This window comes from Tsukamurella sp. 8F, assembly GCF_029167375.1.
Lineage (GTDB): Bacteria > Actinomycetota > Actinomycetes > Mycobacteriales > Mycobacteriaceae > Tsukamurella.
Map to the genome: position 1 here is coordinate 70,357 of NZ_JARFTP010000008.1, position 22,635 is coordinate 92,991.

A 22,635-nucleotide genomic window follows, 5' to 3' on the forward strand; every position below is an offset into this window, starting at 1 on the left:
CGCCGATTCCGGGCCGATCGGCTCGCCGACGGCGCGTCAGAACGGTGGCCAGGGAATCGGCCGCGAGGTCGAAGGCATCGGCATGACGGGGTCGTCGGCGAAGTCGGCCGCCCGCGTGAGCAGTGTCTCGACCTCGAGGGGCGTGATGAGGGCGCCGAGCTCGTCGACGTCGATCCGCTCGGCCAGGGAGGCGACCGGCACGACCAACTCGTCGGGCGCCGTGCGGCCGGCCCAACCCCACAGCACCGTGCGCAGCTTGGGTTCTCGGTGCAGGCAGATGCCGTGGTCGACGCCGTACAGGCGGCCGCCCGGCCCCGCAAGGACGTGCCCGCCCTTGCGGTCGGCGTTGTTGATCAGCACGTCGAGCACGGCCATGCGCATGAGCCGCGGGTCATCGGCGTGCGCGAGCACGACCTCGCGGTAACCGTCGGCCTCGTCCCTGTCCTCGACCAGGCCCGTCACGATCGGAAGGTAGCCGTCCGGGACGTCACCGACGTCGAACATGTCGACGGGATCGTGCTCCGCCGGCGCCGTGGCGCCGGCGTCCGCCTCGCTGTCCTCGGAGTCGTCCGCGCACTCTTCCGGGTCGTCGATCCACAGCTGCACCATGCCGGGGCCGACGGGGCCGTCGCGCAGCACGGTCGGCGGCACCACGCCCCAGCCGAGGGCCTCCGATACGAGATAGGACGCGACCTCGCGGCCCGCGAGGGTTCCGTCCGGGAAGTCCCACAGCGGGACCTCGCCCCGCACCGGCTTGTAGACGCAGCGCGTGCCCGAGTCGGCGAGCTCGCACAGCAGCGTCGCGTTGGACGCGCTCGCGATGCGCCCGAGCACCCGCAGGTCGGCCTCGCGGAGATCGCCCGTCACTGCTCGGCAGCCGACCCGAACGCCTCGCCGCGGCGGTAGCCGTTGAGGCGAACGCACATGTGGCCGTCTGCGTCCAGGGGGTTGCCGCAGATCGGGCACGGTGGCCGGCCCGCGCCGATGACGCGCTCCGAGCGGGTCGCGAACTCCCGCGCCGCCGTCGGTGAGAGGAAGACCCGCACCGCGTCGGGGCCGTCCTCTGCGTCGTCGGCGAGGACCACCGACTCGTCGAGCTCGTTCTCGGTGATGGCCAGCAGCTCTACGACGACGGAGCCCGCCTCTGCGTCCCAGCCGAGTCCCATCGTTCCCACCCGGAACTCGGCGTCCACGGGTGTGACCAGCGGGCTCAGGTCGGAGACCGTCTCGGCCTCGGGTGGTACGTCCGTCCCGAACCGCCGCGACACCTCGTCGAGCAGCGCGCCGATGCGCTCCGCGAGCACCTGCACCTGCTGCTTCTCGAGCAGCACCGAGACCACCCGCGCATCGTGCACTGCCTGTAGGTAGAACGCCCGGTCGCCCGGCTGCCCGACGGTGCCCGCGACGAACCTATCGGGTGTCCGGAAGACGTGAACCGATCTGCTCATCGGGGCCTCCTCACCCTGTTCCAACACTGATCCATCAAGATCCATTAAACCCGCTGCCGAACGGCCCGCCTGGCCGGGGCGCGCGCGTCAGACGCCCCGCTCTCCCCCGACCGTCGCCTCTTCGGGTTTGCGCTTGGGCAGCACTGCCGGCCCGGTCGAGTTGTTGACCCAGTGCACGACGGGACGATGCTCGCCGTAGGTGACCACGGACGTCGACGCCGGGTTCACGACGATGCGCTGGAACTGGTCGAGGTGGCTCCCGACGGCGTCGGCGACGATCGCCTTGATGACATCGCCGTGCGAGCACGCGACCCACACGGCGTCGGGTCCGAACTCCGCGGTCACTGCGCGGTCGTGGGCGCGGACGGCCGCGACGGCACGGGCCTGCACCTGTGCGAGCGCCTCGCCGCCGGGGAACTCGGCGGCGGACGGCTGCTGCTGCACCACCTTCCACAGCGGCTCGTTCAGCAGCTCACCGATCTTGCGACCGGTCCACGAACCGTAGTCGACCTCGGCCAGGCGATCGTCGACCGTGGCGTCGAGAGCGCGCGCCGAGAGCAGGGGAGCCAGGGTCTGTTCGCAGCGCAGGAGCGGCGACCGGACGGCGGCGACGATCTCCACGCCACCCAGCCTGGTGACCAGGTCGTCCGCCTGCGCGCGGCCGACGTCGTCCAATGCGACGCCCGGCGTCCGGCCCGCGAGAACCCCCGAGGTGTTCGCGGTGGATCGGCCGTGCCGGATCAGGATCACGGTCATGGGATCCGAGTGTAGGCACCCGCCCGAGGAGGCTGCGGGACCAGGGAGGCCGCCAGCAACAGGAGCCCCACGCAGAGAAGCAGCCCGTGTCCTATACGGACCTCGATCGGAGCGAAGAACTGCGGGAGGTAGCCGACCAGACCGACGCCGGCGACGATCGCACCGACCCGCGCCGCGATGCCCCGCAGGCGCCGGCTGAGTACGACGAGCCGGACACCGGAGGCAGCCCACATCAGCAGTCCCAGCCCGAAGATCGTCATCGCCACGGGTTGGTAACGGAATGCGTCAGCGGCCTCGATCGCGCCGGGATCCTGCTGCTGCAGCGCCGTACGGCCGAGAGCATGGAGGCCGAACGCCTCCGCGCCGTAGTACGGCAGCACGGCGACGGTACCGATCAACGCGAGCCGGGCCGCCCATCGATCGACCGCCTGTAGGCCGCATGCCGTAGCGATGAACCCGAACATGCCGAGACAGTGCGCGACCAGCCAGGCGGGTCTTGCGTACAGGGCGGCGCCGACGAGGCCCTCCTCACTGCCGGAGCCACGGAGGACGGGGTAGACCGCAAGCGCGAGCCCCGCAGCTCCGAGCGCCGCGGCGGCAGATCGCATATGTCTTGTAGTGGTTGGTGGAACTAGCGACATGACTTCTCCTGAGAGCGGTGCTCGCGTTTTATTACACCAGTCTGACCTCTTGGAAGCGGTCACGCAACCGACCGAGGGCGCGGACCGCGTCGGCGGTCGATTGCATGCCGGACGGGAGCAGCGGTAGCCGGACCGCGGGCGACGATATCCGGGCCTGCGCCGCCAGAGCCGCCTTGATGACCACGGGATTGGGTTCTGCGAAGAGGGCCGCGGCGATCGGCACGAGTTCGGCTCCGAGCGCTCGGGCTTCGTCGACCCTTCCATCGCGCCACGCTGCGACGAGAGCGACGAAGCAGTCGGGTGCGACGTTCGCCGAGGCCGTGATGCCCCCGCGGGCGCCCAGCGCCAGGACCGCGGGCAGTTGGGTGTCGTCCCCTCCGAGGACCGCATGCGGCTGCTCGGCCAACAGCCGCATCGTGACGTCGGTGACCGCACCGGGGGCGTGCTTGAAGCCGATGACACCGTCGATGTCCCCGAGCGCCCGGAGTGCCTCGATGCCGAGTGGACGTGCGGTCCGCTCGGGGGCGTCGTACACGATGATCGGCGCCGAGCTCACGCCCGCGAGCGCGCGGAAGTGCTCGACGACGCCCGCTTCGGTCGGACGCGTGTAGTAGGGCACGGTGACGAGCGCGGCGTCCGCGCGCGGGTCCAGTGCCGCCAGGTCCGAGGCGGTAGCCGCGGTTGCGTTACCGCCGGCGCAGACGGTGAGCAGGGCACGTCCGCCGCACGCGGCCGCACACACGTCGACGACGGTGCGTCGCTCGTCAGAGGTGAGCGACGCCGGCTCGCCGGTGGTGCCGAGGGCCACCAGGCCCGCGGCCCCCGCGTCGAGCGCCCGGGCCGCGAGCGACTCGAGTGCGGCGGTGTCGACGCGATCGTCTGCGGTGAACGGCGTCACCAACGGGATGTGCAGTCCGGCGAGGTTCATATGTGAAGAGTGCGGCACGCATAGCAACAGAACCAGCACACATATCCGAGGATGAGCATAAGCTGAGCCGATGCTCGACGTACGTCGCATGACCCTGCTGCGCGAACTGGCGCGACGCGGCACCATCGCCGCGGTCGCCGAGGCCCTGTCGTACACACCTTCCGCGGTGTCCCAGCAGCTGGCGACGCTCGAACGCGAGGCCGGCGTGCCGCTACTGGAACGTACCGGCCGCAGCGTCGCACTCACCCCGGTCGCCGAGACCCTGGTCGCTCACACCGAGCAGGTCCTCACGACGCTCGAGGTGGCCGAGGCGGAACTGCGCAGCGCGGGCGGGCGCGTCACCGGAAGCCTTGCGATCGGCGCGTTCGCCACGGCGATGCGCACCCTCGTCACGCCGGCGCTCGTCGCGCTGAGCACCGACCACCCGGCCCTGCACGTCGGCGTGGTCGAGGTCGACCCGGCGACGGCACCCGGCGATCTCAGGGCCGGCGGCCTGGACATCGCGCTGCTGCACACCTACGACGGCGTCCCCGAGTCGCGGGATCCGGGCCTCGAGTACCGGCCGCTGCTCGGCGAGGCACTCCTGCTCGCGGGCGGGCCGCGGACGGTCGCCGACGCAGCCGACCAGGACTGGGTGACGGCGTCGCCCGGCACACTGTGTCACGCGGCCACGGTGCGGATCTGCGAGGCTGCGGGATTCACACCTCGCATCCGGCATCACGCGGACGATTTCGCCGCGGTGATCGCTCTCGTCGACGCCGGCCAGGGCGTCGCACTGGTCCCGGAGCTCGCGGCGGATGCCGCGACGGGTTTCCGGCCGATCGGCGCACGACGACACACCTGGCTGGCCTATCGCAACGGAACCGGCGGCGATCCCAGGGTCGCCGCCGGCCTCCGCGCCCTTAGGACGGCAGCTACGTCGCGCTGACCACCCCCGTCGTGAGCAGCCCGAGGACGATGACTCCGAGTGCGATGCGGTAGCCCACGAACCAGTTGAGCGAGTGCTTGGCCACGAAGTTCAGGAGCCATGCGACCGATGCGTACCCGACGACGAATGCTATGACCGTCGCCACCAGTAGCTGCGGCCCGGACGCCTGGAGCCCGACACCGTCCGACGTGAACGCGTCGGGCAGGCTGAACAGCCCGGAAGCGGTGACCGCCGGGATGGCGAGCAGGAATGACAGCTCGACCGCGGCACGCCGTTCCAGCCCGAGGAACAGGCCCGCGCTTGACGTGGCGCCGGATCGGGACACACCGGGCACCAGCGCGAGGCACTGCGCGAGGCCCATGATCACGGCGTCCCGGGCGGTCATCTCGTCCATCGCCCGACGCTGCGTCGCGAACTTCTCGGCGAGGAGGATCACAAGGGAGAAGAGGATGAGCATGCTCGCCGTGAGCCACAGATTGCGGGCACCGCTGCGGATCTGGTCCTTGAAGAGCAGCCCCAGCACGCCGATCGGGATCGTGCCGATGATCACATACCAGCCCATGCGGTAGTCGAGTCCCTGGTCGCCCGCGGGCTCCTTGCGGATCATGCCGCGGATGACGTTGGACATCCCGATGAACCACGCGCGCACGATCTGCACGATCTTGGTGAAGAAGTACACGAGCACCGCGGCCTCGGTGCCGAGCTGGGTTACGGCCGTGAAGGACGCGCCCGCGTCGTCGCCGAACCAGATCGCCGAGACGATCCGCAGGTGCCCGGACGAGCTCACCGGCAGGAACTCCGTGAGCCCCTGAACGAACCCGAGCACGACGGCCTGCAGCCAGGTCATGTCCATCAGACTTCAGTCCCCCGCAATCGCATCACGTGTGTCTTCCACCCCGCGCACGCTACCGGGTGCCGCGCGACCGGTAGTTTCGAGATCATCATGTCTCGCACCATCACCCGGCGCCGCCGCGCGACCACCGCCCTCGGTGCGGTTGCTGTCGCCTCGGCCGTTGCCCTCTCCGGCTGCTCGTCGTCGAAACCGGAGAATCGACCGACCATCACTCCGGCGACCCCGGCCGCGGTCGCTCTGGCATCCGTTCCCGCAGGTCAGGTCGTTCCCGCCCCGGCGTCGAAGGCTATCGCGTTCGACACCGAACACCGCATTCTCGCGATGGCGTCGAACTCCGACATCGTGTTGTTCGCCGTCGACGGGGGGCTGCGGCAGGTCGCGACCGTGCCGCTGGGCCAGGGCGCGCCGGCGCATCGCATCGTCCCGGGCGCACCCGGCCACCTGTTGGTGGCCGCCCGTGACGCCGTCCTCGACGTCGACACGCAGACGCGCACGGCCCGCCCGTTCACGGTCGACGGCGACGTCCTGGACGTGACGCGACTCGCCGACGGCCGCATAGTTGCGGGCCTCGCCGACGGCCGCATCCTGGTGCTCGACACCGATGGCGGCGTGCAGAAGACCATCTCGGGCCTCGTCGAGGCGAGCCGCATACTCACACACGCCGGGCACGTGTTGGCTGCGGACCGCAAGCAGGCTTCGCTCACCGAGGTGGACCTGGACAAGGGAGTGCTGGGACAGTCGCTGCGCGTGGGCCGCGGGATCACCGAGGCCGAGGTGGACACGTTCGGTCGCGTCGTGGCGGTGGACACGGGCAAGGGCCAGATCATCGGCTACACGATGGCTCCGTTCATGGAGCGGTTCCTCTATCCCGTGCCGGATTCGCCGTTCGCCGTAGACTACGACGACGTCGCGAAGCTGACCTGGGTGTCGGTCACCGGTACCAACCAGGTGGTCGGCTACGCGCTGTCGAGCGGAATCCCGGTCGAGAAGCAGCGCAAAGCCACCGTCGCCCAGCCGGACGCGATTGCCGTGGACCCGCGCGACGGAACGGTCTTCGTCGTCTCGGCGTCCGGCGGCGGCGTGCAGGCGATACCGACCCGCTAGGAGGAGACGTGAAGGCTTCAGCCGGAGCGACCGATGCCGAGTACGACTTCCTCCCTCTTCGTCTGCCGAAAGAGGTCTCGCGTGTCACCGCCACGATGCGGCTGCAGATCGAGGCGGAGTTCGGGGGTTGGGAGCTCTCACGCGTGCGCCTGTACACCGACGGGTCGAGGCGCGTACTGCTGCGCCGCAAGCGCACCAAGACCACCAGCATGCTTCCCGAACCGAGCACCACGAGGGGTGTCTAGCCGACGATGTACCAGTACCTGCTGCGGATCCTGTTCCTTGTGCCGCCGGAGCGGATCCACCACCTCGTCTTCGGATTGATCCGTGCCGTGACGTCGGTGGGGCCGCTCCGCGACGTCGTGCGCCGAGTCGGCGCCTATCGCGACCCGGTGCTGCGCCAGACCGTGTTCGGGGTCGAGTTCCCCACGCCGATCGGGCTCGCGGCCGGCTTCGACAAGAACGCGCGTGCCGTCAACGCGTGGGGAGCCATGGGATTCGGCTTCGCCGAGATCGGCACCGTCACCGCGTATCCACAACCCGGCAATCCCGCCCCGCGCATGTTCCGGCTGCCCGACGACCACGCGCTCATCAACCGCATGGGCTTCAACAACTACGGCGCCGGCGCCGCTGCCAACGAACTCCGCAAGCGGGCGCCCGGCAGCGCTGCCGTCCCGATCGGCGCCAACATCGGCAAGACGAAGTCGACGCCGCTCGACGAGGCGCCCGAGGACTACCGTGCGAGCGCGATGCTGCTGGGCCCGCTCGCGGACTTCGTCGTCGTCAACGTGTCCTCCCCCAACACTCCGGGGCTGCGCGATCTGCAGGCCGTGGAGAGCCTGCGCCCGGTCCTCGCCGCCGTCCTCGAGACCGTGACCGCACCTGTGCTGGTCAAGATCGCGCCGGACCTGTCCGACGACGACATCGACGCGGTCGCCGACCTCGCCCTCGACATGGGCCTCGCCGGCATCGTCGCCACCAACACGACCATCGCCCGCGACGGGCTGTCTACCGATGCGGGAGTCGTGGCCTCGTACGGCGCGGGCGGCGTGAGCGGACCGCCCGTCGCCCGGCGTTCCGTTCAGGTACTGCGCCGCCTGGCCGCACGCGTCGGCGACCGCCTCACGCTCATCTCGGTGGGCGGCGTCGAGGACGCGGGCGACGTGTACGAACGGATCCGGGCCGGCGCCTCTCTGGTACAGGTCTACACGCGGTTCATATACGGCGGACCGCTGTGGGTCTCGAGGGTTCAACGCGAGCTCGCCGCCCTCCTGCGCGCCGACGGCTTCGCGTCCGTCGCCGACGCAGTCGGTGCCGATCTGCGCACGCGGTAGGCCCGCGCCGGTTGACGGTATCGCCAGGAGCCGACTAGCTTTCGATGTGCACGCCGTACACATCGAAAGCCGAGGAGTATGCAATGGCCGACCACTTGACGGCGACCCGTACCGTCGCCGCATCGCCCGCCGAGGTGTTCGCAGTCCTCGCCGACCCCGCCCAGCATCGGTTCACGGAGCCGACCGACTGGGTCCGCGACGCGGTCGCTCCCGCGCCGATCACGGAGGTCGGTCAGCTGTTCGGGATGGACATGTTCCTCGAGCAGGTCGGCGGCGCGTACCGGATGGACAACAAGGTCATCGCGTTCGAGCAGGACCGCACCATCGGCTGGCAGCCCGGGCAGACCAGGGACGGCGAGTGGGGCTCGGGCGGCTGGTTGTGGCGCTACGACCTCGCCCCGACCGACGGCGGCACGACGGTCACCATCACATACGACTGGTCCGCTGTCCCGGAGCAGGTGCGGCGCGAGTTCGGCGGCTTCCCCGTCTTCCCCGCTGCGTATCTCGATCGCTCATTGGCAGCCCTCGAGACATACGTGACGACGCGCTGATCCCCCATGGCCGACTGCTCGGGGTCTCCCGCTGGGGAGAAACGCGAGCAGGCGGCCGGGAGGCTCTCAGTCCTGCGCGTAGAGGCCGGAGATCGTGGCGCGCGCGATGGCAGCGCCGAACAGGTTGAAGCCCAGGTACGCCGGGGTCGCCGTCTCGGGTAGGTCCAGCTTCTCCACACCGAGCGCGTGCACGACGAAGATGTAGCGGTGCTGTCCGTGCCCGGCGGGCGGCGCGGCACCGACGTAGCGCCGCAGCGACGCGTCGTTGGACAGCGTCTGGGCCCCCTCTGGTAGTGCGCCCGGCTCACCGCTGCCGGCGCCGGCAGCGAGAGACGTGACCGACGCGGGGATGTTCGCGACGGCCCAGTGCCAGAAGCCGGAGGCGGTGGGCGCGTCGGGGTCGTAGCACGTGACGGCGAACGACTTCGTCTGGTCCGGAAAGCCGGACCAGGAGAGCTGCGGCGACTCGTCGGTGCCGCCGGCTCCCATGATGCCGCTGCGCTGCGGGACGGGCAGTTCCCCGCCGTCGGTGAAGGTCTCGGATGTGACGGTGAACGTGGGCAGTGCGGGCAGTCCGGCGTAGGGATCGAAGCTGTGGTCGGGCATTTATGTCCTCTCTAACTGTGCATCAGGAAGTGCTCGAAGACGTTCGTCCCGAACACTAGTGCGTCGACCGGGACCCGCTCATCCACACCGTGGAACAGGGCGGCGAAGTCCAGGTCCTCCGGCAGCTGCAGAGGCGCGAATCCGAAGCAGCGGATCCCGAGTTTCGCGAACGCCTTGGCGTCGGTGCCGCCCGACATCATGTACGGGACGGTTCGCCCGTCCGGATCGTGTGCCAGGATCGCGGCGTTCATGGCGTCCACGAGCGCGCCGTCGAACGTGGTCTCGTAGGAATCGAGCTTCGTGATCCACTCGCGGGTCACGTCGGGGCCGATGAGCTCGTCGACCGTCTTCTCGAAAGCGGCCTGCCGCCCGGGCAGGACGCGGCAGTCGACCACCGCCTCGGCGGTCTGCGGGATGACGTTGGCCTTGTACCCCGCATTCAGCATCGTCGGGTTGGCGGTATCCCGCAGCGTGGCGCCGACGATCCGCGAGAGCCCGCCGATCTTGCCGAGCGCGGCCTCGAGGTCGGGCTGATCCGGCGCGATGTCGAAGGTCGACTCCTCGTTCAGTGCCTTCAGGAACTCGGTCACGGATTCGGACAGCACGAGGGGGAAGCGGTGTCGCCCTAGACGGGCGACCGCCTCGGAGATCAGCGTGACGGCATTGTCCTCATGCAGGAACGACCCGTGTCCCGCACGTGCCTTGGCGGTGAGCCGCATCCAGCCCAGCCCCTTCTCGGCAGACTCCACCAGGTACAGGCGCCTCTTGCCGCCGGAGGGGGTGTCGACCGTGAGGGAGAAGCCGCCGACCTCGCCGACGGCCTCGGTGACGCCCTCGAACAGTTCGGGCCTATTCGCGACGAGCCACTGCGAACCCCAGGTGCCGCCGGCCTCCTCGTCCGCCACGAACGCCCAGACGATGTCGCGTGGCGGCACGGTGCCGGACGATCGCAGCTGCCGCGCGAGCGCCAGCATCATGCCGCACATATCCTTCATATCCACGGCGCCGCGGCCCCATACGTAGCCGTCCTCGACGGCGCCGGAGAACGGATGGACACTCCAATCGGCGGGTTCGGCGGGCACCACGTCGAGATGACCGTGCACCAGCAGCTTGCCCCGCGAGCGGTCCGCGCCGGGGAGCGTGGCGAAGACGTTGCCCCGGCCGGGCTGGCCGGACTCGACGTAGGTCGTCTCGTAGCCGACCTCCTCGAGTCGCGCCTGCACCCACCGGGCACACGCCTCTTCACCCTTCGTGGTCGCGAGCTCGCCGGTATTGGAGGTGTCGAACCGAATCAGGGTGCCCACGGTGTCGACGACCTCGTCGACGGCGACGGTCGGGGCTGCGGGATTGTCTGTCACGCCTACAGTCCTACCACGGGCGCGACCAGCGTTCAGGACGGCCGCATAGGCTCTGACGTGGCGATTTGGGAACCCGAGCGGCGATGGATTACTGTGGTCAACGTTTCCCGGCGCGGGTGGCGGAATGGCAGACGCGCTAGCTTGAGGTGCTAGTGTCCTATTAACGGACGTGGGGGTTCAAGTCCCCCTCCGCGCACAGTCAAAGCCCTGGATCTTCTCGATCCGGGGCTTTTGCCGTCGCCTCATCGAAACGCCTGACGAGTGGGCTTTTCCCGTTGCCGCACACCGGCGTTCCGAGATTCGTGCAGCCTGCGTGCAACCTGCTGTGAATGGGACGAACGGCTCGGCGATTCGCGCCGTTCGCCTGGGTAGCCCGAATTATGGTGATCACGCCAGACCCTTACCCCCTTACGAGGAGCAGCCGACGATGACCGAGACCAGCGCTCATCCCCCGAGCCGCAGCAGCGGAGCGGAGACCCGCCGAGCGATATGGAACACGCTCCGAGGCTCGTCCGGCAACCTCGTCGAGTGGTACGACGTGTACGTCTACACGGCGTTCGCGACATACTTCGAGGGCCAGTTCTTCGACAAGGCCGACAAGAACTCGACCATCTACGTGTACGCGATATTCGCGGTCACGTTCCTGACGCGCCCGCTCGGCTCGTGGTTCTTCGGGCGCTACGCGGACCGCCACGGTCGGCGCGCCGCCCTCACGTTCAGCGTGACGCTGATGGCGGCCTGCTCGATGATCATCGCGGTGGCGCCGACCCGCGAGGCGGTCGGCGTGGCAGCACCACTCATCCTTATCGTGTGTCGCCTCGTACAGGGCTTCGCGACGGGCGGTGAGTACGGCACGTCCGCCACCTACATGTCGGAGGCCGCGACCCGTGAGCGGCGCGGCTTCTTCTCATCGTTCCAGTACGTGACGCTGGTCGGCGGCCAGGTGCTCGCTCAGCTGGTCTTGTTGGTCATCCTCAACGTCATGCCCGAGGACGATGTGCGAACGTACGGCTGGCGCGTCGCGTTCGGCATCGGCGGCGTCGCCGCGGTCGTCGTGTTCTGGCTGCGCCGCAGCATGGACGAGTCACTCAGCGCCGAGCAGTTGACCGCGATCCGCGCGGGCCGGGACCAGGTATCGGGTTCTGTGCGCGAGTTGTTCGTCAACTACTGGCGCCCCCTGCTCCTGGTCTTCTTCATCACCATGGGCGGCACTTGCGCGTTCTACGTGTACAGCGTCAACGCGCCGGCGATGGTCAAAGCCACCTACAAGGACGCCCCGACCACCGCGACATGGATCAATCTGTGCGCGCTGATCGTCTTCATGCTGCTGCAGCCCGTGGGCGGGATCATGAGTGATCGGTTCGGCCGGCGTCCGCAGCTCATCGCCTTCGGTGTCGGCGCGTTGTTCTACACGTACGTCCTGGTGCACTTCATTCCTCAGGTGCACACGGCGCTGCTGTCGTTCCTCATGCTCGTCGTGAGCTACGTCCTGGTCACCGGCTACACGTCGATCAGCGCGCTCGTGAAGGCCGAGGTCTTCCCATCGCATATCCGGGCGTTGGGTGTCGGCATCGGCTACGCACTGGCCAACTCGATCTTCGGCGGCACCGCACCACTGATATACGAATGGGCGAAGTCGGCCGGCCACGTCGACTGGTTCATCGCGTACGTCACGCTCACCATCGCAGGCTCGCTGATCACGTACATCTTCTTCCTACGCAACAAGGCCGAGACGCACCTCGACAACGAGCGGGGTCACGCCTACGCGTGAACCGGCACCGCGTCGATTCCGGGCATCACGTCATACCCTCCTCGGCTTCGAGGTCGGCGACCAGCTCGCTGACGACGTCGGGGACGTCCCGGTCGACGTCGACGGTGACGCCTGCCTCGTCGGGCCCCAGCGACTCGAGGATGGCCAGCTGCGACGCGAGCATGCCCGCCTCCATGAAATGTCCCTGCCGAGCCTGCATCCGCTGCTCGAGGAGCTCGGGTGCGCCGGTCAGCAGCACGAAGTACACGTTCGCGCCCGCGCCGCGCAGCCGCTCCCGGTACGCGCGCTTCAACGCCGAGCACGCGACCACCACGGCACGGCCCGCTGCCGCCTCATCCGCAAGATAGCGCCCGATGCCGTCCAGCCAGGGCGCACGGTCCGCGTCGGTGAGTGGATGGCCGGCCGCCATCTTGTCGCGGTTGGCCTTGGAGTGGAAGTCGTCGCCGTCGGCGAAGGTCCGATGCAGCCGGCGGGCCAGCTCGGAGCCGACCGTGCTCTTGCCGGAGCCGGACACTCCCATCACGCAGATCTGGATAGTGGACACTTGTCGAGTACAGCACGCGACTCGCCCGCGTCCGTCACGGACGCCACGTATCGCACAGGCCCGGAGGGAACCATGCCCGCATCCATCGACCCCCACGACCTCGCCGCGTTCCACCGTGTCCTGCAGGCCGCGGCCGAGCTCGACGAGGACGACGCGCAGTCGATCGAGGTCCAGCGGGCGGTCGGCCACATGTTCAAGCGGGCGAAACGCCTGCGGCGCAAGGAGGCCCGCGCGGCCGCCCGAGCCGCGGACCGCGCAGTGCTGGAACGCACCGCCACCGGGTCGGCGGACCGCATCGACGACGAGACCGCGGGGATCCTGCTCACCACCCCGACCGTGGGCGATTCGGCGGGCGACCTGGGCACGCCGCAGAACTGCTACATCTGTAAGACGCCGTACACGCGCGTCGATGCGTTCTACCACCAGCTCTGCCCCGAATGTGCGGCGATGAGCCACACCAAGCGCGAGCAGCGGTGCGACCTCACTGGTCGCCGCGCGCTCCTGACCGGCGGCCGTGCCAAGATCGGCATGTACATAGCGCTGCGCCTGCTGCGCGACGGCGCGGACCTCACGATCACCACTCGCTTCCCGGCCGACGCCGCCCGCCGCTTCGCCGCCCTCTCGGACAGCGCGGACTGGCTGGACCGGCTGCACATCGTGGGCATCGACCTCCGCGACCCCGCACAGGTGGTCTCACTCGCCGACACGGTCTCAGAGCGTGGACACCTCGACATCATCATCAACAACGCCGCGCAGACGGTGCGCCGCTCCCCTGGCGCCTACTCTGCGCTCGTGGCGGCTGAGAACGCCGATGTGCCGGCCGAACTCGCCTCGCGCATCGTCACGTTCGGGCGCGCGAGCGCCGCACATCCGGCGTCCCTGTCCCAGGCGCTCGTCGACCATGGTGACGACGCCACGCACGCCGCCGCCCTCACGGCGCTCGCACTACGGGGCGGCTCGGCGTCCGCCGCACGCATCGCCGACGGTTCCGCGATCGATGCCGGCGGCCTGCTACCGGACCTCGTGCGCACGAACTCGTGGGTCCAGACCGTCGAGCACATCGAGCCGCTGGAGCTGCTGGAGGTGCAGCTGTGCAACTCGGTAGCCCCGTTCATCCTGTTGTCCAGGCTCCGGCCCGCGCTCCAGGCCTCGCCCGCGCGCCGCAGGTATGTGGTCAACGTGTCCGCGATGGAGGGCCAGTTCTCCCGCGGTTACAAGGGGCCCGGCCATCCGCACACGAATATGGCGAAGGCTGCGCTCAACATGCTCACCCGCACGTCCAGCGAGGAGCTGCTGGGGGACGGGATCCTCATGACCGCGGTCGACACGGGCTGGATCACCGACGAGCGCCCGCACTACACCAAGATGCGGCTGGCCGACGAGGGCTTCCGTGCGCCCCTCGATCTCGTCGACGGCGCGGCGCGCGTGTACGACCCGATCGTGCAGGGCGAGAACGGCGTCGACCTCTATGGGTGCTTCCTCAAGGACTACCGGCGATCACCGTGGTGAGCGATCAACTGAAGTCGTAGTCGGACAGCGGGAACCGATCCTGCGTGCGCACGGCGTCGCGGACCGACGTCGGGCGGAAGAGCGGCGCCTCGCCGCGGTTGTTGATCCAATAGGAGTTCGACGACGCGCAGTTCCCGAGTCGGAACACCGAGTCCTCCAGCAGCCCCTCCATGCGGGCCAGGAAGCGCGCGTTCGCCGCCTCGGTGACCTCGAACGTCGAGGCGCCGCGCCGCTCGAGCTCCCCGAACAGCCGACGGATGTGTCGCATCTGGTACTCGACGGTGTTGAACCACGACAACCCGACCCACGCATACGGGCTGGCGAGGGTGAGGAGATTCGGGAAACCGGGCACCGAGACACCTTCGTAGGCCTGGAACCTGGTGTCCCGCCACCATTTTCCGAGGTCGCGGCCGTCGCGGCCGATCACCTCGAGTGCGGGCAGGTTGGTCTTCCAGACGTCGAAGCCCGTGGCCAGAACCAGGGTGTCGATCTCACGACGAGTACCGTCCGCACCGACGACGGCGTGCGGCTCGATCCGCTCGATACCCGCGGTATCCAGGGTCACGTGAGGCTTGTTCAAGGCGCGGTAGTAACCGTTGGACACGGTAGGGCGCTTGCAACCGTAGTCATAAGACGGAGTCAGCGACTTGCGTAACGCGCGGTTGCGGATCGATGCGAACCGGTGCACTCCCGCGGCCTGCGCCGCGAAACCGTTGAGCCGCCGGAACGTTCGGTACCTCCACATGGCCACGACCATCAGGAACTCCATGAACGAGTCGGTGGTCAGACGCACGGCCCGCTGTGTCGCCGGTACCCGGGCGAACAGGCGTCGCAACGGCGCCGGGAACTTCACGTCGAGCTTCGGCATCACCCAGATCGGTGTCCGCTGGTACACGGTCAGCTCGTCGACGTCCTTCGCGAGCTCCGGGATGACTTGCACCGCCGTCGATCCCGTGCCGATCACAGCGGCCCGCTCCCCCGCGAACGAGTGCTCGGCGTCCCATCGCGCGGTGTGTACGACGGCGCCTTCGAAGGATTCGATACCGGGGATGTCCGGCACGGCCGGCTGAGACAGGAACCCGGTGGCGCACACCAGGAAACGAGTTCGAACCGTATCGCCTCCGGCCAAGGCGACATGCCAGCACGACTCGTCCTCGTCCCACCGTGCGCCGTCGACGGCGGTATTGAACCGCATGTGCCGCCGTACGTCGTACTTCTCGGCCACGCGCGTGGCATAAGCCTTGAGCTCGGGGCCCCGAGCGTACAGTCCGGACCAGTCCGGATTCGGCTCGAACCAGTAGGAGAACGTGGTGGACGGGACGTCGACGGTGAGCCCCGGGTAGCGGTTGACGTGCCACGTGCCGCCCAGGTCGTCCTCGCGGTCGAGGATCAGCAGGTTCTCGTAGCCGAGCTGCCGGAACGCGATCGCCGCGCCGATTCCGCCGAAGCCGGCTCCCACCACGACCACGTCGTAGGCATCGCTCATGGCGTCACGCTACCGCACACCGATACCGACAGGAGGTGCCGCGTACGCTGGCGCGCATGGATCTGCGGGACGCGCATGTGCTTGTTACCGGAGCGACCGGCGGTATCGGCGCCGCACTCGCGGAGGCGTTTGCGGCCCGCGGTGCGCGCCTGACGGTGACCGGCCGGGACGAGGCCGCGCTGGCCGCGGTCGCGGAGCCGCTGCACGCCGAGGCGATAGCGGCCGACCTCGCCGAGAACGACGGTCCTGCAAGGCTTCTGAGTGAGGTCGGTCGGGTCGATGTGCTCGTGGCCAACGCGGGGATCCCCGCCTCCGGCCAGGACTACGACGTCGAGGACATCGACCGCGCGCTCGCAGTGAACCTGCGTGCGCCGATCGTGTTGTCTCGCCTCGCATCCCAGCAGATGGCCGAACGAAGGCGTGGCCACGTGGTCCTCCTGTCCTCCCTGTCCGGAAAATCGGCGTCCGCGCATCTCGCGCTGTACAACGCCACCAAGTTCGGGGTCCGCGGTTACGGTCTCGCGCTGCGCGCCGACCTGCGTCCGCACGGCGTGGGTGTATCGGTGCTGCTGCCCGGCCCCGTCCGGGATGCGGGCATGTTCTCCGACGCGGGCGTCGAGATCCCCCGCTCCGGAACCGTCACCGCGGAGCGGGTCGCGCGCGCCGCGGTGCACGCGACCGAGCGCGACCGGGGCGAGGTCACGGTGGCTCCGTGGCCCCTGCGGGTCGGAACCGCCGTGGGCGCGCTGCTCCCCGGCGTCACCGCCACCATCGCCCGACGAGCGGGTGGGGACGCGATGATGGAGGCCGTGAGCCGGGGCCAGCGCGACATGCACTGAGCGGTCAGTTCGAAGAGCCGGCGGAGCCCGAACCCGAGGAGCCCGACGACTTCGAATCCGACGAACCCGGGTCCGACGACTTCGAGTCCGAGGAACCGGAGTCCGACGACTTCGACTCCGAGCCCGACGACTTGGCATCCGATGAGCTGGAATCAGACGACTTGGCATCCGTGGAACCGGAGTCCGACGACTTCGAGTCCGAGCCCGACGACTTGGAATCCGACCCGGACGCGCCGGCACCGGCCGCATCGGCGACCTTGCCCGCGGCACCGGCGACAGCGCCCGCCGCGCCTTCGGCGGCCTTCGCGGCGCCGCCTGCGGCCTCGCCGACGACGTTCTTCGCCCCGGAGTCACCCGAGTTCGTGGAGGCCCCGGACCCCGACGTGCCGGACCCGGACGTGCCGGTGGAGCCGCTACCGGAGGTCGCCGCGCTCTCGGAACCGGTACCCGCAGAATCCGTGCCAGCAGAACCCGTTGTAGCAATCGAGCCGGCACCGGCCGACTCTGCCGCCGTGGTCGAGCCCGCCGATGCCGCCTGGGTGGCGGCCTTGGCGGCACTGCCGACCGGCGTCAGCGTGTAACCGTCACCCGTGGACGAGTACGTCGGGCCGGAGACGACGGAGGCGGCCTTGGATGCGGCCGACGAGGCGCCCGAGGTAGCCGGGGAGGCCGTCGCGGCAGACCCGGCGGAGGCGCCGAACGGCTCGAGGATCGAACCGATCACGTCGGTGCCCAGCGAGCCGGCGTTCTGGCCGACCGCCCCGATAGCGCCGAGGATGCCGGCCGGCGCACCCGTGATCCACGGTCCGTAGATGCCGGCTTCGGTCTTGACGAAGTCGAGCGCCTGATCGATCTGCTTCTGCGAGTAGGACGGGTCCGTCGCCGACTTCTGGATGTCCTGCCACAGCCGCGCCTGCCCCTCGGGGCTCCAGAGCGACAGCGCGTCGACATTGCCGTCGGGCGCGGTCGGGTCCGGATGGCCCGGGCGGTCGGTGTCGGTGAACTGCTGACCGAGGTCGGCGAAGGTGTACCAGTTGCCGAACAGCGGAATGCGCGTGAGCGAGTCGGGCGCGCCTGGCGACACGATCTGGCACGGCAGGCAGTAGGTGCCGTCGACGAACGGATTGAGCGAGTTGAACGAGTTGACGCCCATGTCCAGCAGCGCCTTGGCGTAGTCGCCGACGCCGGGGACGTCCTTGAACCCTGTCGGGTCCTGCGTCAGGGTGTCCCAGATCGCCCCGACCGGGCCGAGGGGGTTGACCTGACCCGTGGTGTTCGACCACGGGATCGGGATGGTCGGGTCGATGGTGTTCTCGACGTCACCGAACTTATAACCCGAGAGCAGGGTCCAGGGCGCGACGTTGAAGTACGGGGTCCAGTAGGTCGCGCTGGCGCACGGCCCGGGGATGCCGGTGCAGTTCGCGGTCATCGGGAACTCGGCCTCGGCGATGGTGTTCAGCGGCGCGGCGACCGAGGCCGCCAGCTTGGGCACCGGGATCAGCAGCTTGGTGATCCCGTCGATCTTCGCCTTGTCGGCCTGGTCGAAGCCGATCACGTTGGTGGGCGTGTACAACCACCAGTTGCCCGACTCCTTCATGGCGTCCGAAGTCGCCTGGATGCCCGCGAGCTCGTTGGCGGGCAGGTTGTACAGCGTCTGGAGAACGTTGAGCGGGATGTTCGAGATCGAGTTCGCCGCGAGCGCGACGTCAGGCCGCCCCACGGTGGTGACGGTCGCGGCGACGCCGACGGCGACCGCGGCGGTCAGAGGCTTGCTGAAACGCACGTGTCAGCCCTTCGGTAGTAGAGATGTGTCCAGAATTTACGAGTACATTACCTTCACGTCAGCGGATTTGCGATGCCCGCCACGTAAACAGCAACCCCTGTCATCCGCCGGGGTCCAGCCAGTAGCGGTTCCCGTACGCATCACGGTGAGTGACGTCTCCGACGGGTATCCGCGCCGAAGGGCCGTATCGGCCCTTCGGCCAGCCGAGCGGCACGACGCACACGGGGGTGACATCGACGGGCAGCTCGAGCATGCGTCGTGCCGCCGTGAGGTTCCACAGCGGCATGGTTACGAGCGACGCACCGAGGCCCATCGCACGTGCCCCGAGCAGCAGGTTCTGCACTGCCGGGTAGATCGATCCCCAGTAACCGGACTCCGCGATGTGCGGCATCCGCACCAGCGGCACGCGGCCCTCGCGCACGCCCAGGCGGATGCACGCCACGACGAGGACAGGGATCTCCTCGAAGTGGTCGACCTGCCACTGCACGGCCTTCGCCATCCGTGCCTTGGCCGGGTCCTTGGCGGCCACATGTCGATACACGGTCCGCCAATACAGGTTCCATATCCGGCGGTAGCTGCGGCCGAGTCGCGCCTTCGCCGCGCGGTCCTGGACGACGACGAACTCCCACTGCTGGCCGTTCTGCCCCGTGGGGGCACGCTGCGCGAGTTCCAGCAGCTTCAGGACGATGGCGTCGTCGACGGGATCGGGGTGGACGCGCCGGATGGCTCGCTGCGTCATCATGGCGTCGACGAGGGGCATGTCGAGCCGCGCGAGCGCCTCTTCGGTCGAGGGGACGACGGCCACGGGAGTGTCAGACATGCGCCGCGATCCATTCGTTCGTGAACGCCTGGATGTCGGGGATGTGGCCGGCGAACTGGGCCGCGACCACCTTCTCCACGGGCCCCCCGAGAAGTGGCACCTTCACGCGCACCTCCCCGTCGACGCGCATCGTGGATCCGGGACCGGCAGATGCCAGCCGGGCCTTGCAGGCCCCGGAGCCGGGCGCGCCGCGCACCTCCACGGAGATCGCCCCGGTCGCGCCGTCGGCGTCGGGGGCCCACCGCTCGCGCCCGACGATCTGCAGGTCGCGCGGGTAGACCCTGGCGACCAGCGGATGCAGGCCCTCACGACGCAGGTCCTGCACGGTCTCGACGGTGACGGTCCCCGCCTCGTCCGTGCCCAGGTGAGCGAGCTCGACGCCGCCGCCGAAGTGTTCGAACCGCGCGCGCCAGTAACGCTCGTCCCCGAACGCCGAGAGCACCTGCGGGGCGGTGGCGGGCGACGTGACCGTCGCTTCGAACCGGCGCATCAGCCGTCCCGCCCGACGAGGCTGTCGGCGAGCGACTCGGCGAAGCCGCGAGCCTCGTCCAGCTGCGCTGCCGAAACGTTGGTGGGAGGCAGCGTCACGCCCAGATACTTCTCGCGGTACTCACCCGAGCCGAGGTAGCTGGTGAGGGAGAGCATCGACGTGACCTCGTTACCCGGGTACGTCGCGTGGTACTCCCCCGCGTACCGCCCGCCCTGCCAGCGCCCGAGCTTCGTGATCTCCGCGAGGTTGCCGCGCCAGCGGCCACGGCATGCTATGAAGACCGCGAAGTTGTTTCCTGCCAAAAGCTTCCGAGCGTCGTCGGACTTCAGGAACGAACGCATCGGCATGCTGGCAGCACTCCACCAGGTGGGCGAGCCCAGGCACACCAGGTCGTAGTCGCCCCCGACGACCGACTCGGGAACCGTCACCGCGCACGTGGCACGCCGTGCCTGCGCCGGCAGGACGCTGAGCATGTCAGGCCACACACGACGCATCGGGAAGGTGCCGAAGCGGCGGGCGATGCGCGGATCCTCGGGCACGATCGGCGCGGATTCGACCTCCCAGCCGCGTTCGGCGAAGACGTCGCCGGCGGCATCGAGCAGCGCGCGCGTCTGTCCCGTGTAGCTGTAGGCGAGCAGCAGCACCCGCGGCGGCCGCCTTCCGTCCGACGGTGCGCTCACGCTGCCGCCTCCCCGGCCGTTCGGCCTCGAATCGATGCGCCCACAGCGGGCATTCGGTACATCCCGGTATCCTCCGTACTCATGACCGACAAGGCCACCGTCGACCTCTCCGGCGCAGCGCAGACCATGCTCACGACGCTCTACCTCAAGGCACTCGACGCCGAGGGCCCCGCTCCGGTGCTGGGCGACCGCTTCGCCCGCGATACCGTCGCCGGGCTCGACTACGACTGGGACACGTTGGGTGTCGGTCGCGGCTGGGCGCCACTGGTCACAGTCCGCACTGCCCTGTACGACAGCTGGGCCCGAGAGTTCCTGGAGCGCAACCCCGAAGCCACGGTGGTGCACCTCGGCTGCGGTCTGGACAGCCGCGTGTTCCGGCTCGATCCGGGCCCCGAAGTGCGATGGTTCGACGTCGACTTCCCGCGCGTGATCGCGCTCCGCGAGCAGGTCTACCCCGCGCGCGACGGCTACCGTCTGCTGGCGTCGTCGGCGACGGACACGGCGTGGCTCGAGGAGATCCCGGCCGACCGTCCGACGCTGTTCCTGGCCGAGGGCATCAGCATGTACCTGACCGCGTCCGAAGGCGCAGACCTGTTGCAGCGCATCGTCGATCGCTTCCCGCGCGGCGAGCTGCAGATCGACTTCTACAGCCGCCTCACCATCGCGTCGCAGCGCCTGCACAAGCTGAACCGCACCACGGGTTCGACCCTGCACTGGGGCGTCGACCGACCATCCGATGTGCTCGGCGCGGTGACGGGGATCCGGCCGCTCGACGCCGTCACCTTCTTCGACGCGGAGACGTTCGACGAGAGCTCCCGCGGCTTCCGCGCGGCGCGGCGGGTGGCCCGAGTGCTGCCACCCCTGCGCCGCAGCCTCCAGTACCACCGCTACGGGTTCGGCCCGATCGACTGAGACCTCGGCCCCATCGACCGGGCCCTCGGATCGATGATCCACGGGGCCGGGCGCGGCGGCGGGATTCATCTCGGCCCCGCCAGTTCCTCTAGGACACCGCGGATCGCCTTCACGCGGAACTCGGGATCCGGTGCGTGAGTATGGTATTCGATCTGCAGACGCCCGCGGAAGAGCTTCGACGTGTACATGTCGATACCGGAACCGACCTGGAAGTACAGCTCGCCGTGCACGGCCGTCAGCTCCACGCCGGGCGGCATCGGTACGGGCGGGATCGCCCCGTTGTCCGTGAGCATCACCACGTCGGGTAGACCCGGCGGGTTGCCGGCGTACTGGGGTGTGAAGTGCAACAGGGACTGTGCCAGCACACCCTCGGACAGGTCGGCGCGGAACGCCTCTGCGATCTCTCGGCCGAGGGCGAGAACGTCGGTACCCGAGTCGATCTCGGCTAGATAGGTCGCCACTCCGACCGGATTCGTGCAGCCCGTGGCCGAGACGGCGGGCGTCAGTACGTAACGCAGGTCCACGGGATACAGGTAGGGCACCGGAATCCGCGCCTCGCCGCGCAGCCGCCACTCGGCGACGAGCACCGCGGCCGACAGGATCCCGTTCAGGCTCACGCGGTGCTCGCGTGACAGGGCGACCAGGGAATCGGTCTCGGCCTCGGTCAGCGTGTGCTGCGCCATCGGCACCAGCACCGGCCTGTCCGGCTCATCGCCCGTCACCGCGCGCCGGGACGGCGGCAGGTCGTACGCGAACATCGCCGGCACGAAGCGTTCGAGCCCGGAACGCCGCCCCTTGCCGACGCCCCGCTCGGCGAGCACGGTCTCGAGAGGCTCCGGCGCGGGTTTCGCCGGCCCGGGGTCGACGGTCCCCGTGGTCACCAACGCCGTATACAGCGCGAACAGCTCCTCGATGAGGGCGAACTGGTGATGTCCGTCCGCCAGCGCGTGGTGGACGTAGAGCGTTGCTGCGGTGGCCTCCCCGTCGGGCACCACCCGTAGGTGGACGAGCGCCTGGGACTGGTCGAACCTGATCCGCAGCTCGCTGCCGGGCGGATCGACGACGATGCCCTCATGCAGCAGGTCGTCGGCGACCAGGCGCCACCCGTCGCCGACGGGTTCGATCCGGGCACCGAGTACGGGCCGGGCTTCGAGGAGCGCGTCGAACGCGTCGGCCAGGGCGTCCACGTCGACGGGACCGCTCAGGTGCGCGCCCAGTCCCACGAAGTTGTGGGTCTGCGCGAACATCTCCTCGCTGCGTGCGAGGGGCCGGATCTCGGTGGCGTCGAACATCA

Annotated in this window: 24 protein-coding genes and 1 tRNA gene; 10 read left to right on the forward strand and 15 right to left on the reverse strand. The window is 69.3% G+C overall.

What is annotated here, in order from left to right; genetic code table 11:
• Window positions 1–36 precede the first annotated feature (36 nt).
• From P0W64_RS08590 to dapA, 5 genes are all read right to left on the reverse strand, one after another.
• The gene (locus P0W64_RS08590; RefSeq protein WP_275479668.1) at window positions 37–867 is read right to left on the reverse strand and encodes an SCO1664 family protein; all 831 of its coding nucleotides are present in this window, start codon (window positions 865–867) and stop codon (window positions 37–39) included.
• A complete protein-coding gene (locus P0W64_RS08595; RefSeq protein WP_275479669.1) occupies window positions 864–1,448 on the reverse strand; it encodes a DUF3090 domain-containing protein in 585 nt (194 codons plus the stop codon). Before P0W64_RS08595 ends, P0W64_RS08590 begins: the two co-directional genes overlap by 4 nt.
• Window positions 1,449–1,535: 87 nt before the next feature.
• Window positions 1,536–2,204 (reverse strand): MSMEG_4193 family putative phosphomutase, encoded by a 669-nt coding sequence (locus tag P0W64_RS08600; RefSeq protein ID WP_275479670.1) that lies wholly within the window; start codon window positions 2,202–2,204, stop codon window positions 1,536–1,538.
• Complete coding sequence (locus P0W64_RS08605) at window positions 2,201–2,812, reverse strand: hypothetical protein (RefSeq protein ID WP_275479671.1); 612 nt, start codon at window positions 2,810–2,812, stop codon at window positions 2,201–2,203. The genes P0W64_RS08600 and P0W64_RS08605 overlap by 4 nt, the downstream gene beginning before the upstream one ends.
• 64 nt (window positions 2,813–2,876) lie before the next feature.
• Window positions 2,877–3,773, reverse strand: a complete 897-nt coding sequence (gene dapA / locus P0W64_RS08610) for a 4-hydroxy-tetrahydrodipicolinate synthase (RefSeq protein WP_275479672.1) — start codon at window positions 3,771–3,773, stop codon at window positions 2,877–2,879.
• Between the two features lie 70 nt (window positions 3,774–3,843).
• Between dapA and P0W64_RS08615 the strand changes: the two genes are divergently transcribed.
• Window positions 3,844–4,701 (forward strand): LysR family transcriptional regulator, encoded by an 858-nt coding sequence (locus tag P0W64_RS08615; protein ID WP_275479673.1) that lies wholly within the window; start codon window positions 3,844–3,846, stop codon window positions 4,699–4,701.
• On the opposite strand, the gene P0W64_RS08620 is transcribed toward P0W64_RS08615, so the two are convergent.
• Window positions 4,688–5,548, reverse strand: coding sequence for an undecaprenyl-diphosphate phosphatase (locus tag P0W64_RS08620; protein ID WP_275479674.1), 861 nt, complete (start codon window positions 5,546–5,548; stop codon window positions 4,688–4,690). The two genes, P0W64_RS08615 and P0W64_RS08620, sit on opposite strands and share 14 nt — an antisense overlap.
• Window positions 5,549–5,644: 96 nt before the next feature.
• On the opposite strand from P0W64_RS08620, the gene P0W64_RS08625 reads away from it, so the two are divergent.
• The 4 genes from P0W64_RS08625 to P0W64_RS08640 all read left to right on the forward strand — a co-directional run bounded on the left by P0W64_RS08625 (window position 5,645) and on the right by P0W64_RS08640 (window position 8,543).
• Entirely contained in the window at window positions 5,645–6,658 is a 1,014-nt protein-coding gene (locus P0W64_RS08625; protein WP_275479675.1) for a hypothetical protein, read from the forward strand.
• Window positions 6,659–6,666: 8 nt separating this feature from the next.
• Window positions 6,667–6,903, forward strand: a complete 237-nt coding sequence (locus P0W64_RS08630; protein ID WP_275479676.1) for a DUF5703 family protein — start codon at window positions 6,667–6,669, stop codon at window positions 6,901–6,903.
• A gap of 6 nt (window positions 6,904–6,909) precedes the next feature.
• Window positions 6,910–7,992: a quinone-dependent dihydroorotate dehydrogenase gene (locus tag P0W64_RS08635; protein WP_275479677.1), complete on the forward strand. Its 1,083-nt coding sequence runs from the start codon at window positions 6,910–6,912 to the stop codon at window positions 7,990–7,992.
• Between the two features lie 83 nt (window positions 7,993–8,075).
• Window positions 8,076–8,543: an SRPBCC family protein gene (locus P0W64_RS08640; protein WP_275479678.1), complete on the forward strand. Its 468-nt coding sequence runs from the start codon at window positions 8,076–8,078 to the stop codon at window positions 8,541–8,543.
• 66 nt (window positions 8,544–8,609) lie between these two features.
• Here P0W64_RS08640 and P0W64_RS08645 read toward each other — a convergent pair whose 3' ends face one another.
• Window positions 8,610–9,149, reverse strand: coding sequence for a YbhB/YbcL family Raf kinase inhibitor-like protein (locus tag P0W64_RS08645; RefSeq protein WP_275479679.1), 540 nt, complete (start codon window positions 9,147–9,149; stop codon window positions 8,610–8,612).
• Between the two features lie 11 nt (window positions 9,150–9,160).
• The gene (locus P0W64_RS08650; protein ID WP_275479680.1) at window positions 9,161–10,507 is read right to left on the reverse strand and encodes a M20/M25/M40 family metallo-hydrolase; all 1,347 of its coding nucleotides are present in this window, start codon (window positions 10,505–10,507) and stop codon (window positions 9,161–9,163) included.
• A 110-nt stretch (window positions 10,508–10,617) separates the two neighbouring features.
• On the opposite strand from P0W64_RS08650, the gene P0W64_RS08655 reads away from it, so the two are divergent.
• Both P0W64_RS08655 and P0W64_RS08660 read left to right on the forward strand, forming a co-directional pair.
• Window positions 10,618–10,703 (forward strand) — tRNA-Leu (locus P0W64_RS08655).
• Window positions 10,704–10,934: 231 nt separating this feature from the next.
• Entirely contained in the window at window positions 10,935–12,278 is a 1,344-nt protein-coding gene (locus P0W64_RS08660; protein ID WP_275479681.1) for an MFS transporter, read from the forward strand.
• 25 nt (window positions 12,279–12,303) lie between these two features.
• Here the strand turns inward: P0W64_RS08660 and P0W64_RS08665 are convergent, their stop codons facing one another.
• On the reverse strand, window positions 12,304–12,798 hold the full coding sequence (locus P0W64_RS08665) for a gluconokinase (RefSeq protein WP_275479751.1): 495 nt from the start codon (window positions 12,796–12,798) through the stop codon (window positions 12,304–12,306).
• A 96-nt stretch (window positions 12,799–12,894) separates the two neighbouring features.
• Here P0W64_RS08665 and P0W64_RS08670 point away from each other — a divergent pair, with 96 nt between their 5' ends.
• Window positions 12,895–14,331 (forward strand): SDR family oxidoreductase, encoded by a 1,437-nt coding sequence (locus tag P0W64_RS08670; protein ID WP_275479682.1) that lies wholly within the window; start codon window positions 12,895–12,897, stop codon window positions 14,329–14,331.
• Between the two features lie 4 nt (window positions 14,332–14,335).
• On the opposite strand, the gene P0W64_RS08675 is transcribed toward P0W64_RS08670, so the two are convergent.
• Entirely contained in the window at window positions 14,336–15,817 is a 1,482-nt protein-coding gene (locus P0W64_RS08675; RefSeq protein WP_275479683.1) for an NAD(P)/FAD-dependent oxidoreductase, read from the reverse strand.
• Window positions 15,818–15,873: 56 nt separating this feature from the next.
• Between P0W64_RS08675 and P0W64_RS08680 the strand changes: the two genes are divergently transcribed.
• The gene (locus tag P0W64_RS08680; protein WP_275479684.1) at window positions 15,874–16,656 is read left to right on the forward strand and encodes an SDR family NAD(P)-dependent oxidoreductase; all 783 of its coding nucleotides are present in this window, start codon (window positions 15,874–15,876) and stop codon (window positions 16,654–16,656) included.
• Between the two features lie 4 nt (window positions 16,657–16,660).
• Here the strand turns inward: P0W64_RS08680 and P0W64_RS08685 are convergent, their stop codons facing one another.
• The 4 genes from P0W64_RS08685 to P0W64_RS08700 all read right to left on the reverse strand — a co-directional run bounded on the left by P0W64_RS08685 (window position 16,661) and on the right by P0W64_RS08700 (window position 20,429).
• On the reverse strand, window positions 16,661–18,439 hold the full coding sequence (locus P0W64_RS08685) for a hypothetical protein (protein ID WP_275479685.1): 1,779 nt from the start codon (window positions 18,437–18,439) through the stop codon (window positions 16,661–16,663).
• Between the two features lie 100 nt (window positions 18,440–18,539).
• Complete coding sequence (locus P0W64_RS08690; RefSeq protein WP_275479686.1) at window positions 18,540–19,259, reverse strand: nitroreductase family protein; 720 nt, start codon at window positions 19,257–19,259, stop codon at window positions 18,540–18,542.
• Window positions 19,252–19,749 carry a DUF2505 domain-containing protein gene (locus P0W64_RS08695; protein WP_275479687.1) on the reverse strand — a complete coding sequence of 166 codons (498 nt, stop codon included), beginning with the start codon at window positions 19,747–19,749 and terminating at the stop codon, window positions 19,252–19,254. The genes P0W64_RS08690 and P0W64_RS08695 overlap by 8 nt, the downstream gene beginning before the upstream one ends.
• On the reverse strand, window positions 19,749–20,429 hold the full coding sequence (locus tag P0W64_RS08700; RefSeq protein ID WP_275479688.1) for a flavodoxin family protein: 681 nt from the start codon (window positions 20,427–20,429) through the stop codon (window positions 19,749–19,751). The genes P0W64_RS08695 and P0W64_RS08700 overlap by 1 nt, the downstream gene beginning before the upstream one ends.
• A gap of 81 nt (window positions 20,430–20,510) precedes the next feature.
• On the opposite strand from P0W64_RS08700, the gene P0W64_RS08705 reads away from it, so the two are divergent.
• Window positions 20,511–21,341: a class I SAM-dependent methyltransferase gene (locus P0W64_RS08705; RefSeq protein ID WP_275479689.1), complete on the forward strand. Its 831-nt coding sequence runs from the start codon at window positions 20,511–20,513 to the stop codon at window positions 21,339–21,341.
• A gap of 65 nt (window positions 21,342–21,406) precedes the next feature.
• Here P0W64_RS08705 and P0W64_RS08710 read toward each other — a convergent pair whose 3' ends face one another.
• A complete protein-coding gene (locus P0W64_RS08710) occupies window positions 21,407–22,633 on the reverse strand; it encodes an acyltransferase (RefSeq protein ID WP_275479690.1) in 1,227 nt (408 codons plus the stop codon).
• Between the last annotated feature and the right edge of the window lie 2 nt (window positions 22,634–22,635).

Coding starts and splice junctions, on each gene's coding strand:
- P0W64_RS08595 (WP_275479669.1), bottom strand. CDS start 1,448: ATGAGCAGATCGGTTCACGTCTTCCGGACACCCGATAGGTTCGTCGCG.
- P0W64_RS08600 (WP_275479670.1), bottom strand. CDS start 2,204: ATGACCGTGATCCTGATCCGGCACGGCCGATCCACCGCGAACACCTCG.
- P0W64_RS08605 (WP_275479671.1), bottom strand. CDS start 2,812: ATGCGATCTGCCGCCGCGGCGCTCGGAGCTGCGGGGCTCGCGCTTGCG.
- dapA (WP_275479672.1), bottom strand. CDS start 3,773: ATGAACCTCGCCGGACTGCACATCCCGTTGGTGACGCCGTTCACCGCA.
- P0W64_RS08615 (WP_275479673.1), top strand. CDS start 3,844: ATGCTCGACGTACGTCGCATGACCCTGCTGCGCGAACTGGCGCGACGC.
- P0W64_RS08620 (WP_275479674.1), bottom strand. CDS start 5,548: ATGACCTGGCTGCAGGCCGTCGTGCTCGGGTTCGTTCAGGGGCTCACG.
- P0W64_RS08625 (WP_275479675.1), top strand. CDS start 5,645: ATGTCTCGCACCATCACCCGGCGCCGCCGCGCGACCACCGCCCTCGGT.
- P0W64_RS08635 (WP_275479677.1), top strand. CDS start 6,910: ATGTACCAGTACCTGCTGCGGATCCTGTTCCTTGTGCCGCCGGAGCGG.
- P0W64_RS08640 (WP_275479678.1), top strand. CDS start 8,076: ATGGCCGACCACTTGACGGCGACCCGTACCGTCGCCGCATCGCCCGCC.
- P0W64_RS08645 (WP_275479679.1), bottom strand. CDS start 9,149: ATGCCCGACCACAGCTTCGATCCCTACGCCGGACTGCCCGCACTGCCC.
- P0W64_RS08660 (WP_275479681.1), top strand. CDS start 10,935: ATGACCGAGACCAGCGCTCATCCCCCGAGCCGCAGCAGCGGAGCGGAG.
- P0W64_RS08665 (WP_275479751.1), bottom strand. CDS start 12,798: ATGGGAGTGTCCGGCTCCGGCAAGAGCACGGTCGGCTCCGAGCTGGCC.
- P0W64_RS08670 (WP_275479682.1), top strand. CDS start 12,895: ATGCCCGCATCCATCGACCCCCACGACCTCGCCGCGTTCCACCGTGTC.
- P0W64_RS08675 (WP_275479683.1), bottom strand. CDS start 15,817: ATGAGCGATGCCTACGACGTGGTCGTGGTGGGAGCCGGCTTCGGCGGA.
- P0W64_RS08680 (WP_275479684.1), top strand. CDS start 15,874: ATGGATCTGCGGGACGCGCATGTGCTTGTTACCGGAGCGACCGGCGGT.
- P0W64_RS08690 (WP_275479686.1), bottom strand. CDS start 19,259: ATGTCTGACACTCCCGTGGCCGTCGTCCCCTCGACCGAAGAGGCGCTC.
- P0W64_RS08695 (WP_275479687.1), bottom strand. CDS start 19,749: ATGCGCCGGTTCGAAGCGACGGTCACGTCGCCCGCCACCGCCCCGCAG.
- P0W64_RS08705 (WP_275479689.1), top strand. CDS start 20,511: ATGACCGACAAGGCCACCGTCGACCTCTCCGGCGCAGCGCAGACCATG.
- P0W64_RS08710 (WP_275479690.1), bottom strand. CDS start 22,633: ATGTTCGACGCCACCGAGATCCGGCCCCTCGCACGCAGCGAGGAGATG.